Here is a 15,151-nt window from a genome sequence, read left to right as displayed (position 1 = left end):
TTTTCATGCGTTCGCTGCTGTTTTCCCTGTTTGTCGGGCTGTTTTCTTCATTTGCCTATGCTGATGATTCCTTTGTCATTGAAGATATTCGTCTCGAGGGACTGCAACGTGTATCCGCGGGTACCGTGTTTGAGCGGTTGCCGATCAATGCTGGCGACCAGGTTGACAGTAATCGCCTGGCTGAAGTATCGCGTCGCTTGTTTGCGACGGGTTTTTTTAATGACATCCGGGTTTACCGGGACAATCAGGTACTGATTTTCCAACTGGTTGAATTACCTACCATTACCCAGATCGAGTTGGACGGCAACTCGGCGATTCCGGATGAAATCCTGCTGGATAACCTCAAATTGGCCGGGCTGGCAGAAGGCATGGTGTTCAAGCGTTCCACGCTGGAGCGCATTGCACTCGAACTCGAGCGCCAGTATGTCATGCAAGGTCGCTACGATGCACATATCGAGACCGTGGTGGAAGCGTTGCCACGTAACCGGGTGGCACTGAAAATCAATGTTGAAGAAGGTAATGTCGCCTCGATTGCCCATATCAATATTGTGGGTAATGAGTCCTTTCCGGATGAAGAATTACTGAAACGTTTCAGCCTGCAGGAATCCAATTTCTGGTCCTGGTACGCGGGTGACAATAAATATTCCCGTGAAAAGCTGGCAGCCGATCAGGAAACCCTCAGATCATATTATTACGATCGGGGTTATCTGCGTTTTAACATTGAGTCGACCCAGGTGGCACTGGCGCCGGAGAAAGACGGTGTTTACATCACGGTCAACGTGACGGAAGGCGAGGTCTATACCATCCGGGATATTCGTCTGGCGGGCAATCTGGTGCTGGATGAAGAAGAATTCACCCGTTTTTATAATATTGCCCCCGGAGATGTCTTCTCCCGCAGCAAGGTGCTGGCCAGCAGCGAAGGCATGATTCGTCGTCTGGGTAATGATGGCTATACCTTTGCCAAAGTGGATGGCAGCCCCAAACCGGATGACGAAACACTGGAAGTGGATCTGACCTTTTTTGTCGAGCCAGGACGACGCACCTATGTCCGCAGCGTTAACTTCTCCGGTAATGACAGCACCATGGATGAAGTATTACGCCGTGAAATGTTGCAGATGGAAGGTGGCTGGGCTTCGACTGAAAAAATTGAAGCCGGTAAAAACCGTCTGAACCAACTGGGCTTTTTCAAGACTGTGACGGTGGAAACCCCGGCGGTACCCGGTACTGATGATCTGATCGATGTTGAATACAACGTCGAAGAGCAGATGAACGGCAGTCTGAACTTCAACATCGGTTACGCCGGTGGCAGCGGTATGATTCTGGGTGCCAGTATCAGTCAGAATAACTTTATGGGATCCGGTAACCGTATGAGTCTGGGTCTGCAAAAAACCAATACCGTCAAATCGTACAACTTCTCTTTTTCCGACCCTTACTACACCATTGATGGTGTCAGTCGCGGGTTTAACCTCTATTACCGGGAAACTGACTACGACAGCCTGAGCTCTGTCAGTGATTATCAGACCAATAGTCGAGGGGGCAGCGTTACCTTTGGCTATCCCATCTCCCGTCGTCAACGTTTGTCGATGAGTGCTGGCTACAACAACACCGAGATGTTTGAAGGCTCGACTGTGCCGGCAGAAATTCTGGAATTCCTGGAAGTCAAGGGAGACAACTTCGATGAATATACCCTGGGGTTGAACTGGCGTTACAACGGTCTGAACCGAGGCATGTTCCCGACGGCTGGTATTGAGCAAAAACTGTCGCTTGATGTGGGTGTGCCCGGCAGTGATCTGACGACCTATAAACTGGGTTACACCGCCAACTATTATTTCCCGCTGTTTGAGGACTGGTCGTTCCGGATTCGAACAGAATTGGGCTACGCTAACGGTTACGGCGATGAAGACAGTTTGCCGTTCTACAAAAATTTCCGTTCTGGTGGTCTGGGATCCGTTCGGGGTTATAGCAGCAACAGCCTGGGGCCACGGGGCTTGCCGGAATACACAGCAGTTCCCGTGGTACAAACCGACAGCGATGATAACGTGCTGTATGAACTGGATGAACTGGGCCAGCCTGTGGTGGATTCCTCAGCGCCAACCGTGGTGTATAAAACCGATGATGATGGCGCTGCGGTTGCGGTCAGTAACTCCAGTCAGTACAAACCGATTTATGAAACCGACTCGGATGGCTCGGTTGTGACGGCTCCGGCTTATTCTGAGTCCCCCAGCTCGCTGGGTGGTAATATGCTGGCCGAGGCGTCATTGGAACTGATTTTCCCATTCCCGTTTGTTGAAGATCGCAGCTCATTGCGTAGTGTGCTCTTCCTGGATAGCGGTAACACCTTTACCGATAGCTGTTATGTTCCAAATGATGCGGATATTCCAACGTTAACAACGCACCCGTATTGTACTGAGGGCTTTAGTTTTTCCGATTTCCGTATGAGTACCGGTGTTGGCTTGACCTGGGTTACCGCCATTGGCCCGCTGACGTTTGTGTACTCAATCCCACTGAATGACCAGGATGGTGATGATACAGAAGGCTTTGAATTTTCACTTGGTCAGGTTTTTTAATGCTGACATCCAGCACAACTGCAATTTAAAGGAGCATTTGGATGCGTGTTTTTCTGTTTTTGGTCGTTGCCTTACTGTCACCACTGGCGGCTGCGGAGCTGAAGGTTGGTGTCGTGGATATGGAGCGAGCCCTGTTTTTGTCTGACGAAGCCAAGTCTGCGGCGAAAAAGTTTGAACAAGAAAATAGTGATTCCATCGGCAAGGTGCGCGACATTGAAAAATCCATGCTGGCGCTGAAAGAAAAACGCGAAACCGATGGTGCGATCATGAGCCAGGCGGAACTGGCCAAGCTGGTGACTGAATACGAAGCCAAAGCCAAAGAACGCCAGTTCTATCTGGAAAAGCTGCAGCAGCAAGATCAACAGTGGCGTCAGTCGTTTTTCCGTTCAAAACTGCCAGAACTGGAAGAGCTGCTGAAAGCGTTGATTGATGATGGCAAGTACGATCTGGTCTTGCAGGCAGGGGCAGCAGTATACAGCTCACCAGCCATTGACCTGACCAAACCATTACTGGAACGGTTAAACGGTAAGTAATACTTTATCAATACACTAGTAAGGGCATATCGATGGATCTGAGTTTATCCGAGCTGGCCACATATCTTGGTGCAGAGATTCGTGGCGACGGTTCGGCACGAGTTGACGGTGTGGCACCACTGTCGTCGGCAGGCAGCAGCGATGTAACTTTTATTGCAGATCCGGCTTATCGCAAGCAACTTGATTCTACTGCGGCTGCGGCTGTGATTGTTGGTACCAATCTGGCCGATGACGTTGCCAGCGTGGCATTGGTGGTGGAGGATGCCTATCTGGCATTTGCCAAAACGACCCAGTTGTTTGATCGCCGTCCACGTCAGCCCGAAGGCGTTCACCCTCGTGCCATTGTGGAAGACGGTGTGGTACTCGGTGCAGGTGTCAGAATCGGCCCGGGTGCTGTGATTGGCCGTAACACACATATCGGTGATGGTACCGAAGTGGGCGCGGGTTGTGTGATAGGCAGTGACTGCCGGATTGGCAGAGATTGCCTGCTGTTTGCCAACGTTACCCTTTATTATCGGGTAAGCATTGGCGACCGGGTTCGGGTACAATCCGGCGCCGTGATTGGTTCCGACGGTTTTGGATTTGCGCCGAACAAGGGCAAATGGGAACGCATTGCCCAGCTGGGTAATGTTCGTATCGGTAATAATGTCGAGATTGGAGCCAATACCTGTATTGATCGTGGTGCGCTGGAAGACACCGTGATCGAGGATGATGTCATTCTCGATAACCTGATCCAGATTGCGCATAACGTCCATGTCGGGCAGGGAGCTGCCATGGCTGGCTGTGTCGGTATTGCCGGCAGCACGCATATAGGCAAGGGATGTACCCTGGCGGGTGGCGTCGGTATTGCTGGACATCTGACGCTGGCGGATGGTGTACATGCATTGGGAATGACGCTGATTACAAATTCGATTGATGAACCCGGCGTATACGCATCGGGTACATCACATATGCCAGCTAAACAGTGGCGTCGTAGCGCCGCACGATTTAAACAGCTCGATTCGATAGCCAAACGGCTGCAGAAATTAGAGAAAAGCCAAGAAGGTAACGCTTGATGTACCCGCAACCAGTCCAAACGATCCAGGAATTTTTGCCACACCGTTATCCATTCCTGTTGGTTGACCGAATCAATGAGGTTGATCTGGAGTCCGAAGAGGCTCCTGTGATTCGTGCCATCAAGAACGTCACCATCAACGAACCGTTTTTTGGTGGCCATTTTCCAGGTCACCCGGTCATGCCTGGAGTCCTGATTCTGGAAGCCATGGCTCAGTCAGCCGGCTTGCTTGGTATGACCATGATGGGAGAAAAGCGAAATCCCGACATGCTGTACTATTTTGCCGGTGCCGATCATGTACGTTTCAAACGTCCGATTGTGCCGGGAGACCAGGTTGTTCTGGAAGCCCGCTTTACCGGTACCCGCCGTGGTATCTGGAAATTTGACTGCCGGGCGCTGGTGGATGGCGAAGTTGCCTGTTCAGCACTGATTACCTGTGCCGAACGAGAAATGGAGTCCGCATGATCCATCCTACGGCCATCATAGACCCGTCTGCCCAGCTGGCTGATGACGTTGACGTCGGTCCGTACAGCATCATTGGCGCCGACGTAGAGATCGATACCGGTACTGTGATTGGCCCTCATGTTGTGATCAAGGGACCAACACGTATCGGCAAGCACAATCGGGTGTTTCAGTTTGCCACGCTGGGGGAAGACTGCCAGGACAAAAAATACGCCGGTGAACCAACCCGGTTGGTGATTGGCGACCATAATGTCATTCGTGAAAGCTGTACTTTCCATCGCGGCACCGTGCAGGATAATAGCGAGACGCGTATTGGCAGCCATAATCTGTTTATGGTGAATGTGCATGTGGCCCATGATTGTATTGTGGGCGATCATTGTATTCTGGCCAATGATACGAACCTGGCTGGCCACGTTCAGCTGGGTGACTGGGCTATTCTGGGCGGTGCCACCCAGGTACACCAGTTTTGCAAGATCGGAGCCCATGTTATGGCTGGTGCCGGGACTGTGGTATTAAAAGATATTCCTGCTTACGTTATGGCACTGGGGTATCCGGCTGAGCCACATGGTATCAATTCCGAAGGTTTGCGCCGTCGGGGTTATTCTGCCGACGCTATCAGTGCGGTGCGTAATGCCTACAAAACAGTATATCGGCAGGGCCTGACCCTGACAGAAGCGTTGGCCAAGCTGGAACAGGAAGCGGTGACGGAAGCTGCCGTCGGGGTGTTGTTTGATAGTCTGAAAGACTCCAGTCGAGGGATTATTCGTTAGTGAAGCGGATTGCAATCGTCGTTGGTGAAACCTCGGGGGATATGCTCGGCGCAGGTTTGCTGCAAGCACTGCGAGAGCGTTATCCGGATGCGGTTTTTGAAGGTATTGGTGGTCCACTGATGCTGGCTCAGGGGTTTACCAGTCTGTACCCGATGGAACGATTATCGGTGATGGGGCTGGTTGAAGTGCTAGGCCGGTTGTTTGAGCTGCTGAAAATACGCGCCTCCCTGATCAAGCACTGGAGCAACAACCCGCCGGATGTTTTTATCGGTATCGACGCGCCCGACTTCAACCTGACGCTGGAAGAAAAGCTCAAGGCCAAAGGAATCAAAACCGTGCATTATGTCAGTCCCTCTGTTTGGGCCTGGCGTCAGAAACGGGTGCTAAAAGTGGGGCGGGCTGTTGACCTGATGCTCACTCTGTTTCCGTTTGAAGCGCGTTTTTACGAAGAACACCAGATTCCGGTGCACTTTGTAGGCCATCACCTGGCCGATAAAATCCCCTTTGAAACGCCCAAAACCCCGGCACGCGAAAACCTGGAGCTGGACGTCAGCAAACCTCTGATATGTTTGATGCCCGGTAGTCGAGCAGGGGAAGTCGAGCGTCTGGGTCCGTTGTTTTTTGAGACTGCCCAGCGAATGTTGCAATTACGGGCAGACCTGCAATTTGTGATTCCGGCAGCCAGCATCGAGCGCCGTAACCAGCTGGAAGCGCAGCTGTCGGAGCTATCATTGACACTGCCGGTGACGATTGTTCTCGGGCAATCCCATATCTGCATGGCGGCAGCGGATGTCATTCTACTGGCATCCGGTACAGCAACACTGGAAGCCATGCTGCTGAAGCGGCCGATGGTGGTAAGTTACAAGGTCAATAAAATCACCGCATTTCTGTTACGGCGCATGCTGAAACAGCCTTTTATATCCCTGCCCAACCTGTTGGCCGGGCGTGAGCTGGTACCTGAAATCCTGCAAGAGCAAGCGACTCCGATACATTTGGCGGAGGCGTTGGTGCGTTGTCTGGAAGACCAGAATATCCGCCACCAACTGCATGAAACCTTCCAGTTTATTCATCGGCAATTGCGACGAAATGCTAATCAGGAAGCCGCCAAAGCGATTATTGAATTACTGGAACCAGAGCAAGCTGCCGCTAACGAACGTTTGCGGAACGGACTCACTCACTGAATTACTTATCCCATGATTGATATTGAACAGTCTCTGCTGGCACAGGGACGCGTCTACTGTGGCATTGATGAAGCTGGCGCCGGGCCTTTGTGTGGCGATGTGTTGGCCGCTGCCGTGGTACTGGACCCGGCCAAACCCATTCCTGGGCTGGATGATTCCAAAAAACTGACGGAAAAACGTCGCGAAGCACTTTACGAGCTGATTATGGAATCCGCCGTAGACTTCGCCATTGCCCGGGCAACGGTGGCCGAAATTGACGACATCAATATTCTGAATGCCCGCTTGCTGGCGATGTCTCGGGCAGTGGCCGGTTTATCGGGGGATGTTGAATATGCCTTGGTGGATGGCAACCGCTTGCCCAAACTGGATATCGCTGCCACGGCGGTGATCAAGGGCGATAGCCTGGTGCAATCCATTGCTGCGGCTTCTGTGTTGGCCAAAGTCAGCCGTGATCGGGAAATGGTGGCACTCGATCGTGTGTATCCCGGTTATGGCTTTGCCAAACACAAAGGGTATGGCACCCAGGCGCATCTGCAAGCGTTACAAGAGCTGGGGCCGTGTGCCATTCACCGGCGCAGTTACGCGCCGGTCAAGGCCTTGCTGGGCTGCTGAGGTTATCCGCCAGATTGACTCAACGCCGGGTCGCCGCTGTCTGACATATCTCGTGCTGGCTATAGGTGCGCTGGCGCAAAAAATCCCGCAGGGCTTCATCAGTTTCGCAAGCCGCAATTTGTGCAGGGGTAATGGCTTCGCCAATGCCGAGATAAATTGTGGAGCGACGTTTTTTAAGGAATTCTGCGGGAATGCGCAGAGTTCGCAAGGCTGGATGGATTTTGCCAAGAAGATGGAAACTGGCACTGTTGCGGCCGTGAAAATACACTGGAATAACCGGTACGTTGGCTTTACGAATCAGCCGCATGCTGGCAATGGGCCAGGTTTTATCGCTGATGCCGCGTTGACCCTTGTACCAGGTGGATACTTCACCGGCAGGAAACAGGCCCAGCCCATTCCCCTGCTTTAGTTGCGTCAAGGATTTGCGCATGCCTCCCATACCTTTGGGGCCGCGGTTTTCAAATGGATTGACGGTGATAAACAGGTTGGCGATAGGGGCAAAATAACTCAGCAGGTAATTCGCCACAACGCGGAAATCCGGGCGAATACGGCACACCAGCAGCAACAGAATCACGCCATCGAGAAAACCGAAAGGATGGTTGGATACCGTAATAAAAGGCCCGTTGGCAGGAATTGCCTGCTGTAATGCCTTTTCGTCGTAATCCAGCTCGATATGCAGGTGGTGAAGCGTCTCTTCGATCATATCGATGCCTTGCCTGGCCGTCAGCTTGTTGTAAATACGGGTCAGCGTGGGCGCTTTTAGCAAGCGTAGCAATAGATCCAGTTTGCGCGGGGAGAGTTTGGTCGCTTCCAGTAAACCCTTGCGATCAAATAACTCCATAGTGTAATTCCCGTGGTCTGTAATGAATCGATCGCATAATACCAGTCAATGCCTTGGCGGCAAGCGCTTGTTGGGCTGGTTAATATTTGGATAAATAAATGAAAAATCACACAAATGTCATCATTATCGGGGCCGGTGCTGCCGGGCTGATGTGTGCTGCTCAAGCGGCGGCCGGCGGCTGTTCTGTACGGCTATTGGATCATGCCAACAAAGCCGGTAAAAAGATTCTGATGTCGGGTGGTGGTCGTTGTAATTTTACCAATTACGATATCCAGCCCGACCGTTATCTCAGCCACAATCCTCACTTCTGCAAATCTGCCCTGAGCCGTTATACCCAATGGGATTTTATTGCTCTGGTTGATAAACACGGCGTGGCCTGGCACGAGAAAAAGGATGGCCAGCTGTTTTGCGACCATAAAGCGAGTGACATTCTTAATCTGCTGCTGGATGAATGCGAGCAAGGAGGGGTCACGATCCAGCTGGATACCGGCATTCATGCGGTAACGGCCAATACATCGGGGGGGTATCTGGTGCAGGCGGGTGACCAGTCCTACCAGTGTGATGCGTTGGTGGTTGCGACCGGAGGACCATCGATCCCCACCTTGGGTGCCAGTGGGTTTGGGTATCAGCTGGCTCGCCAGTTTGGTCTGGCGGTATATGAACCGGTGGCGGCTCTGGTGCCGTTTACCCTGACCAACCAACTCAAGCAACTGAGCAGCGAGCTGGCAGGGAATGCCTGTCACGTCGACGTGAGCTGCCGTGGCCAGTCTTTCCAGGACGATATGCTGTTTACCCACCGCGGGTTAAGTGGCCCGGCGATGTTGCAGATTTCCAGCTACTGGCAACCAGGCGATAGCCTGACGATCAACCTGTTACCCACGATGGATGCCGCTGCAGCCCTGCGGGCGTCCCAGCACAGTAGCCCGAAACAGCTGCTCAAAACCTGGTTGGGGCAGCGTCTGACCCAAAAAATTGCGGAATGCTGGCTGGCAGCGACTGGAAGTTTGGCGGATCAACCCTTGTCTGCCCTTAATGGAGCGCAAATGGATGCCTTGGCGCACCAGCTTCATCACTGGCAAGTCAAACCGGCGGGTACGGAAGGCTATCGTACCGCTGAGGTCGCGCTGGGAGGCGTGGATACCGATGCCTTGTCGTCTCGCACCATGGCCAGCAAACAGCACACGGGTTTGTACTTTATTGGGGAGGTGGTGGATGTCACCGGCCACCTGGGAGGCTTCAATTTTCAATGGGCCTGGTCCAGCGCGGCGGCGGCGGCTACGCATCTGATAGCAGAATATGCTTGATTACTGGGTTGTGGCTGAGTCAGCAACCGCGATGAGTTGAGGAGTGGAGCAAAGGTCAGTGCTGGAATCAGCAGGGTCTGATACTTGAGTAGCGTCGTCTAATACCTTGGTTCTATATTTCCTTGGTGAATAGCAAGAATACATCCTATTGATTTCAATTATGGTTCCGATGTCCATAGTATTCATTGGCAAGCGGCGATGAGCATCCGGCAACAGACCAGGAGCCATCTGCTGACTACCCAAAAATGCATATGACAAAGGACGAACCCATGTCTGCTTACCAAAACGATATCAAAGCTGTTGCTGCCCTTAAAGAAGCCGCCGGTGCTGCTTGGTCAGGTATCTCTGAAGAGTCTGTTGCACGTATGCGTGCCCAGAACAAATTCAAGACTGGTCTGGATATTGCGAAGTACACTGCCAAAATCATGCGTGAAGACATGGCTGCCTATGATGCAGACAGCTCCAAGTACACCCAGTCACTGGGTTGCTGGCACGGTTTTATTGGTCAGCAGAAGATGATTTCTATCAAGAAACACTTCGGTAACACCAATCGTCGCTATTTGTACCTGTCTGGCTGGATGGTTGCCGCTCTGCGTTCACAATTCGGTCCTCTGCCTGACCAGTCCATGCATGAAAAAACAGTGGTTGCCAGCCTGATTGAAGAGCTGTACACCTTCCTGCGTCAAGCGGATGCTCGCGAACTGGACCTGCTGTTCCGTGCTCTGGATGCTGCCAACGAAGCGGGCGACACCGCCAAAGCTGCTGACATCCAAGCGCAGATCGACAACTACGAAACACACGTTGTGCCTATCATTGCCGACATCGATGCCGGTTTTGGTAACGAAGAAGCCACTTACCTGATGGCTAAACAAATGATCGAAGCCGGTGCTTGCTGCTTGCAGATCGAAAACCAGGTAGCTGACGAGAAACAATGTGGTCACCAGGACGGTAAAGTGACCGTTCCCCATGCCGACTTCCACTCCAAACTGCGCGCTTTGCGTTATGCCTTCCTGGAGCTGGGTGTTGATGATGGTGTCATCGTTGCCCGTACTGACTCCCAGGGTGCTGGTCTGACCAAACAGATCGCCGTAGTGAAAGAACCAGGTGATTCTGGTGACATCTACAACAGCTTCCTGGATTGCGAAGAAATCACCGTTGAAGATATGCAGCAAGGCGATGTGGTTATCAAGCGTGGTGATAAAATCCTGCGTCCAAAACGCCTGCCATCCGGTCTGTTCCAGTTCCGTCGTGGTACTGGTGAAGAACGTTGTGTCTTCGACTGTATCGAAGCCCTGAAAGCCGGTGCGGATCTGTTGTGGATCGAAACTGAAAAACCACACGTTGGCCAGATCAAAGCGATGATGGACGAAATTCGCAAAGAAACGCCTAACGCAAAACTGGTTTACAACAACAGCCCGTCATTCAACTGGACGCTGAACTTCCGTCAACAAGTATTTGATGCCTGGGCTGAAGAAGGCAAAGACGTATCGGCTTACAACCGCGATGCTCTGATGTCTGCTGAATACGACGCAACCGATCTGTCTATTGAAGCCGATCGTCGTATCCAGAGCTTCCAGGCGGATGCATCCCGTGAAGCAGGTATTTTCCACCACCTGATCACTCTGCCGACTTACCACACTGCTGCGCTGTCTACTGACAACCTGGCGAAAGAATACTTCGGTGAAAAAGGTATGCTGGGTTACGTTGAAGGCGTACAGCGTAAAGAAATCCGTCAAGGAATTGCCTGTGTTAAACACCAGAACATGTCTGGTTCTGATATGGGTGATGCACACAAAGAATACTTCTCAGGCGACAACGCACTGAAAGCTTCTGGTAAAGACAACACCATGAACCAGTTCAGCTAAGAGCCGGTACACCCCCTCGGGTGTTGTATCCAGGGCGGCCTTCGGGCCGCCTTTTTTTGTGCCTGATTACAAATGGCCCGGTTCTGATTCACTCGCTGCTATTACAGGAGTGGGAGAGGGGCGTTGAGAGACAGACAGGCAAGGCAAAGCAAGGAACACCATCCCCCTGAACTGGCTTCAGGAGAATGGCGAAAGTCGTGACAAGAGAAGCCGGTAAACCGATGCTGGACTGCTGGATAGACGTGGTTATTGCTTACTCAGCACTTGCTGGATACGCAACTGGGTTTCCTGGGTGTGCAGCAGTTCGGCAAATCGCTGCATTTCGATATCAACGGCCCGGTCGACCCGTTCGACATGCCCTTCTTCTCTGGCCAGCTGCTTGATGGCCCGAATCGACCCCTGAGAGTTTTTACTGATGGTATGTGCCATGGCCATCGCCTGTTCCTGTGCCTGACCATCTTCCGTAACCTGGTTGAGCAAGCCCCATTGCTGCGCTTCTGCAGCACTGAAGAAACGTCCACTCAATAACAGTTCGGCGGCGATCTTTGGCCCAACCGTTTCAGCCAGTAATACCGAGCAAGCTCCTTCGGACGTCACGCCGATTTTGGCGAAAGGCAAGGAATAACGGGTACTTTTACCGGCATAAGCAAGATCGGCATGGAGCAAAAGATTAGCGCCAATACCAATGGCGACACCTTCCTGGGCAATGATCAACGGTTTGCACAGGGCCGCCAGAGTATGAAAAATACCCGCAACACCTTCTTTTACATCCAGCAGGTTGCCGCCGGGCAGCAAATCACTGAGATCGTTACCAGCCGAGAATGTAGTGGCAGAACCACTGAGAACAATAACGTTCACCTGGTCATCCTGGTCGGCCAGTGTCAAGGCGGCAATCAGGTCACGGTAGGTTTGTACACGAATGGCATTCAGTACCTGGGGCCGATTCAGCTGCAGTAAGGCAATGCCCTGACTCTGGCGATAGAGAAGATCCTCAAACATCGATGTGATTCCTTTATTTGTGAACAACAAGATATTCACTGTTTATTTTTATTCACATTTATTGTGCCCGATCCTGGCATTCCCAGCAAGGTTCGGTGAGGTCTAACAGGTGGACAGATTAAACAACCTGGCATCCAGACCGACCAATCCGGTAGTCCCTGTGCCGATATCACTCTCGACATACACCCAGGCACTTTCAGGTACAGAGTGGCCATTGATATCGAGGTTGAATACCCAGCAATTTCCCAACGTTGGGCAGTTGAAAATCTTGCCTGAGGGCAGCAGTGCATCAGGGGGAAGAAAATCAATCAGCGGCAAATACCAGGCGGATAACGGCGAGTCCGACTGGCCGGTGTCAGTACTGGTGCTCGGGTGATGTGCAAGAAACAGACTCTGGCTTCTGGCAATGGGGATGTTTGAACCATGGGGAGTAATCTGGAAGTTATCCTGCAGACGCTGAAGAGGCGTAAAAGGAGGTCGTTGCCAGATCGTATTGGGCTGAACGGGCCTGGTATCTTCTGGAGTCGTCATAATTAGCATCCGTGTCGTGTGAAGCGCGACAGTTAAACGGAAATAGCGCTGTTGCCGAATGGCCTAGGTCAAGATATCGCAAGATTTTAGCGCAGACGCACAACAGCAGTGCCGAAGCTGTCATGGTGGAGAGTACTACTCCCAAAGGAGTAAAGAATTGGCACGGTTGGATCGATATGTCTGTACGGTCGTGGGCATACTATGGTGAATACTGTCAGAACCTGGGACTAGCCCCTGGTTTGGGCAAGGATGGTCAATAACCAGTGACTTATCCAGCAGCCCGTCCATATGACGGGTACGAGAAGGTATAAAGTATAAAGCCGGGACGCATAATAAAAACAAGAGGACACCAGATGAACCATGAATCTGTCGAACAGCTGATGGGGGTCGTCTCTCCCTGGATTATTCACGATATCCGCATTAATCAGAATCACCGTCGCGTTGAAGTCTGTATTGGCCAGGCACGTTCTGGCTGGTTTGGCTCACGCCGGGCGATCCAGCATTTTGGTCATCATAAAACATGGCGACACACCAACCTGGGTGTCTTGAAGTGCACCATACGTATCGACTACCCGGAAGGAGATGAATTGCCGAATGCTCCCTGGAGTGGTGATGCCCGTGCTCCTTTCAGCAATGCACTGGGTCAGCAAGTGATTGCCATGCTCACCGAAGGCATGTCATTAGGCACCATTGCACGCCTGCTGGAACTGGATGCTGACATGTTGTGGCAATTCAAGCATGGCCTGGATACTGGCAAGTTAGGGTCGAACCTCAACCAGACTGCCAGCCCGGACATATCGCCAGATATGATGTCGGTGCTGACTCGTGATCAACAAAAATCAGCACTGCCTGCAGCAGACATTGCCATATGGCGAGAGTTGCTCACGGGGGAACGGGATCTGGACATGCGTAATCTGGGGTTACGTCTGTTGCTGATGCGTTTGCGGCAGCAATATGCCATGGCTCACGATGAAGAAGTACGCATGCTGAAAATACAGCAATTACGCCGTTACTTCGAAAAGAATCCGGCGACCGCTGGCCGGGAGATTGAACAGATCCGGGAGGCAGTACAATGAATCTGGCCATATCCAACCATCCGGATAGCCGACCCGGTAGCGGGAATGTCCCAGGCCACCTGATGACCGTTGCGGCAGCCGCCCGGATTATCCAGAGCGGGCGAGGAGTCAGCATCGCGGGTGATGAAGCGGCATTACGCCAACTGCCAAAAGGCTTCTGGATTGGTGGCACCATTCCGTACTTTATGAGCGAAGACGGGGGCCTGTGTAGCCGGGAGCTGGTGTTCGTAAATGAACTGCCAGCGGCCAGCGGCGCGCCGGATCTTTGTACTTACGACGAGCGCAGTATCGAAGGGGTTTGCAACGATGCACCTGATAACGGCTTTACGGTTCTGATTGTTCCTGCGTTTTCTGAAGTGCACCAACGTTTTGCCAAGGATGCCCCGGAATTTGACAATATGTACTTGCAACCGTTGGTTGGCTGGGTCGCGGGTATACACCTGGATGACCTGAGCAGCGATAAGGTTAGCCCCAAAGTTGTGTTTGGCCCGACTGGCGAATTTCACGACAACCTTGCCGTAGCGATGCATGTTGCGATCGATGGTGATAAGGCCGCCGGGATTGAAATCATCAACCTTTTCCAACCCGGCAACGGCCCGGTTATCCGCTTCCCTGAATCCGGTTTGAGTGCCACGGAAGTTGATATCGATGGTGTAAGTACTAATCTGGCCAATTACCTGCATTCCAGTGGAGCGGACACCCGCTTGCCATTGGTGGCTGACTATTGTGGTGCTTATATCAATGTCAGTTTTCAGAATGTGAATGCCACAACCGGAGAAGTCACCTTTTACGCTCCGGTATACGCTGGACAAGCATATCGCCTGGCGGGCGCGATCCCGCCGTATGCTGAAGCGTTTGCGCAACAAGTGCCTCACGATGACGGGGAAATCGCTTTCTGCTGCAATTGTATTCTCAATTATCTGTATGGTGAGCTGGAAGGGAAAAAAACCGATCGCATGCATGGCCCCATCACCTTTGGCGAAATAGCCTACCAACTGGTCAACCAGACCATGGTGTACCTACGAGTGAGCTAATGTGTTGGGGACAGCCAGGGAAGGCGTTCCTGCCTTTGCACACAAGACAAGGTCGCTGGTCGGCGTTATTCTGGATTTACTCATCCGCGTTAGTCTGAATGGGATTCAGAACCTGGCGGCTCTTGTCGCTATTACGAGTGAAACGCCGGTTGCAATTAAAACTGATAATCTTATCATCTCCGCCAATTCAGTCTCCCAGCAACAGACCGGGCAGAGCCGATGGCGGCCTCGGATTACTGGCTGAGAATGCTTCCCGCCCATGTCGTTTAAGACAATGAGCCAGTTTATTGGTGGTCATTTATTGATCGCCACTCAGCTACCT

At 52.2% G+C, this 15,151-nt stretch carries 14 protein-coding genes; 11 read left to right on the top strand and 3 right to left on the bottom strand.

Features of this window, described 5'->3' with window-relative positions; genetic code table 11:
• Window positions 1-5: 5 nt before the first annotated feature.
• From bamA to rnhB, 7 genes are read left to right on the top strand one after another with little or no spacing between them, the layout of a single operon-like run.
• Window positions 6-2,567, top strand: a complete 2,562-nt coding sequence (bamA, locus tag Q8W24_RS00685) for an outer membrane protein assembly factor BamA (RefSeq protein ID WP_305474072.1) — start codon at window positions 6-8, stop codon at window positions 2,565-2,567.
• Window positions 2,568-2,608: 41 nt separating this feature from the next.
• Window positions 2,609-3,100, top strand: a complete 492-nt coding sequence (locus Q8W24_RS00680) for an OmpH family outer membrane protein (RefSeq protein ID WP_303433822.1) — start codon at window positions 2,609-2,611, stop codon at window positions 3,098-3,100.
• Window positions 3,101-3,132: 32 nt separating this feature from the next.
• Complete coding sequence (lpxD, locus tag Q8W24_RS00675) at window positions 3,133-4,155, top strand: UDP-3-O-(3-hydroxymyristoyl)glucosamine N-acyltransferase (protein ID WP_305413829.1); 1,023 nt, start codon at window positions 3,133-3,135, stop codon at window positions 4,153-4,155.
• Window positions 4,155-4,619: a 3-hydroxyacyl-ACP dehydratase FabZ gene (gene fabZ / locus Q8W24_RS00670; RefSeq protein WP_305474070.1), complete on the top strand. Its 465-nt coding sequence runs from the start codon at window positions 4,155-4,157 to the stop codon at window positions 4,617-4,619. Before lpxD ends, fabZ begins: the two co-directional genes overlap by 1 nt.
• Window positions 4,616-5,386, top strand: a complete 771-nt coding sequence (gene lpxA, locus Q8W24_RS00665) for an acyl-ACP--UDP-N-acetylglucosamine O-acyltransferase (RefSeq protein WP_305413827.1) — start codon at window positions 4,616-4,618, stop codon at window positions 5,384-5,386. Before fabZ ends, lpxA begins: the two co-directional genes overlap by 4 nt.
• Window positions 5,386-6,567: a lipid-A-disaccharide synthase gene (gene lpxB, locus Q8W24_RS00660; RefSeq protein ID WP_305413825.1), complete on the top strand. Its 1,182-nt coding sequence runs from the start codon at window positions 5,386-5,388 to the stop codon at window positions 6,565-6,567. Before lpxA ends, lpxB begins: the two co-directional genes overlap by 1 nt.
• A 12-nt stretch (window positions 6,568-6,579) precedes the next feature.
• The gene (rnhB, locus tag Q8W24_RS00655; RefSeq protein WP_303433814.1) at window positions 6,580-7,179 is read left to right on the top strand and encodes a ribonuclease HII; all 600 of its coding nucleotides are present in this window, start codon (window positions 6,580-6,582) and stop codon (window positions 7,177-7,179) included.
• 19 nt (window positions 7,180-7,198) lie between these two features.
• Here rnhB and Q8W24_RS00650 read toward each other — a convergent pair whose 3' ends face one another.
• Window positions 7,199-8,020 (bottom strand): lysophospholipid acyltransferase family protein, encoded by an 822-nt coding sequence (locus Q8W24_RS00650; RefSeq protein WP_303433812.1) that lies wholly within the window; start codon window positions 8,018-8,020, stop codon window positions 7,199-7,201.
• A 98-nt stretch (window positions 8,021-8,118) separates the two neighbouring features.
• Here Q8W24_RS00650 and Q8W24_RS00645 point away from each other — a divergent pair, with 98 nt between their 5' ends.
• Together Q8W24_RS00645 and Q8W24_RS00640 are read left to right on the top strand one after the other, a co-directional pair.
• The gene (locus tag Q8W24_RS00645) at window positions 8,119-9,324 is read left to right on the top strand and encodes an NAD(P)/FAD-dependent oxidoreductase (protein ID WP_305474068.1); all 1,206 of its coding nucleotides are present in this window, start codon (window positions 8,119-8,121) and stop codon (window positions 9,322-9,324) included.
• A 269-nt stretch (window positions 9,325-9,593) separates the two neighbouring features.
• Window positions 9,594-11,189, top strand: a complete 1,596-nt coding sequence (locus tag Q8W24_RS00640; RefSeq protein WP_305413823.1) for an isocitrate lyase — start codon at window positions 9,594-9,596, stop codon at window positions 11,187-11,189.
• A 246-nt stretch (window positions 11,190-11,435) separates the two neighbouring features.
• Here Q8W24_RS00640 and Q8W24_RS00635 read toward each other — a convergent pair whose 3' ends face one another.
• Window positions 11,436-12,188, bottom strand: coding sequence for an enoyl-CoA hydratase/isomerase family protein (locus Q8W24_RS00635; protein ID WP_305474066.1), 753 nt, complete (start codon window positions 12,186-12,188; stop codon window positions 11,436-11,438).
• A 102-nt stretch (window positions 12,189-12,290) separates the two neighbouring features.
• Window positions 12,291-12,719, bottom strand: a complete 429-nt coding sequence (locus Q8W24_RS00630; protein ID WP_303433804.1) for a hypothetical protein — start codon at window positions 12,717-12,719, stop codon at window positions 12,291-12,293.
• Window positions 12,720-13,072: 353 nt separating this feature from the next.
• Here Q8W24_RS00630 and Q8W24_RS00625 point away from each other — a divergent pair, with 353 nt between their 5' ends.
• Together Q8W24_RS00625 and Q8W24_RS00620 are read left to right on the top strand one after the other, a co-directional pair.
• Window positions 13,073-13,795: a hypothetical protein gene (locus tag Q8W24_RS00625; RefSeq protein ID WP_303433802.1), complete on the top strand. Its 723-nt coding sequence runs from the start codon at window positions 13,073-13,075 to the stop codon at window positions 13,793-13,795.
• Window positions 13,792-14,829 (top strand): hypothetical protein, encoded by a 1,038-nt coding sequence (locus Q8W24_RS00620; RefSeq protein ID WP_305474064.1) that lies wholly within the window; start codon window positions 13,792-13,794, stop codon window positions 14,827-14,829. The genes Q8W24_RS00625 and Q8W24_RS00620 overlap by 4 nt, the downstream gene beginning before the upstream one ends.
• The last annotated feature ends 322 nt before the right edge of the window (window positions 14,830-15,151 follow it).

Source organism: Oceanobacter sp. 4_MG-2023 (genome assembly GCF_030689165.1).
GTDB lineage: Bacteria > Pseudomonadota > Gammaproteobacteria > Pseudomonadales > Oceanobacteraceae > Oceanobacter.
This window is presented reverse-complemented; position numbering and strand designations above follow the sequence as displayed.

Bases quoted from the DNA above. Each gene is read 5' to 3' on its own strand.
- bamA (WP_305474072.1), top strand. From the start codon at position 6: ATGCGTTCGCTGCTGTTTTCCCTGTTTGTCGGGCTGTTTTCTTCATTT.
- Q8W24_RS00680 (WP_303433822.1), top strand. From the start codon at position 2,609: ATGCGTGTTTTTCTGTTTTTGGTCGTTGCCTTACTGTCACCACTGGCG.
- lpxD (WP_305413829.1), top strand. From the start codon at position 3,133: ATGGATCTGAGTTTATCCGAGCTGGCCACATATCTTGGTGCAGAGATT.
- fabZ (WP_305474070.1), top strand. From the start codon at position 4,155: ATGTACCCGCAACCAGTCCAAACGATCCAGGAATTTTTGCCACACCGT.
- lpxA (WP_305413827.1), top strand. From the start codon at position 4,616: ATGATCCATCCTACGGCCATCATAGACCCGTCTGCCCAGCTGGCTGAT.
- rnhB (WP_303433814.1), top strand. From the start codon at position 6,580: ATGATTGATATTGAACAGTCTCTGCTGGCACAGGGACGCGTCTACTGT.
- Q8W24_RS00650 (WP_303433812.1), bottom strand. From the start codon at position 8,020: ATGGAGTTATTTGATCGCAAGGGTTTACTGGAAGCGACCAAACTCTCC.
- Q8W24_RS00645 (WP_305474068.1), top strand. From the start codon at position 8,119: ATGAAAAATCACACAAATGTCATCATTATCGGGGCCGGTGCTGCCGGG.
- Q8W24_RS00640 (WP_305413823.1), top strand. From the start codon at position 9,594: ATGTCTGCTTACCAAAACGATATCAAAGCTGTTGCTGCCCTTAAAGAA.
- Q8W24_RS00635 (WP_305474066.1), bottom strand. From the start codon at position 12,188: ATGTTTGAGGATCTTCTCTATCGCCAGAGTCAGGGCATTGCCTTACTG.
- Q8W24_RS00630 (WP_303433804.1), bottom strand. From the start codon at position 12,719: ATGACGACTCCAGAAGATACCAGGCCCGTTCAGCCCAATACGATCTGG.
- Q8W24_RS00625 (WP_303433802.1), top strand. From the start codon at position 13,073: ATGAACCATGAATCTGTCGAACAGCTGATGGGGGTCGTCTCTCCCTGG.
- Q8W24_RS00620 (WP_305474064.1), top strand. From the start codon at position 13,792: ATGAATCTGGCCATATCCAACCATCCGGATAGCCGACCCGGTAGCGGG.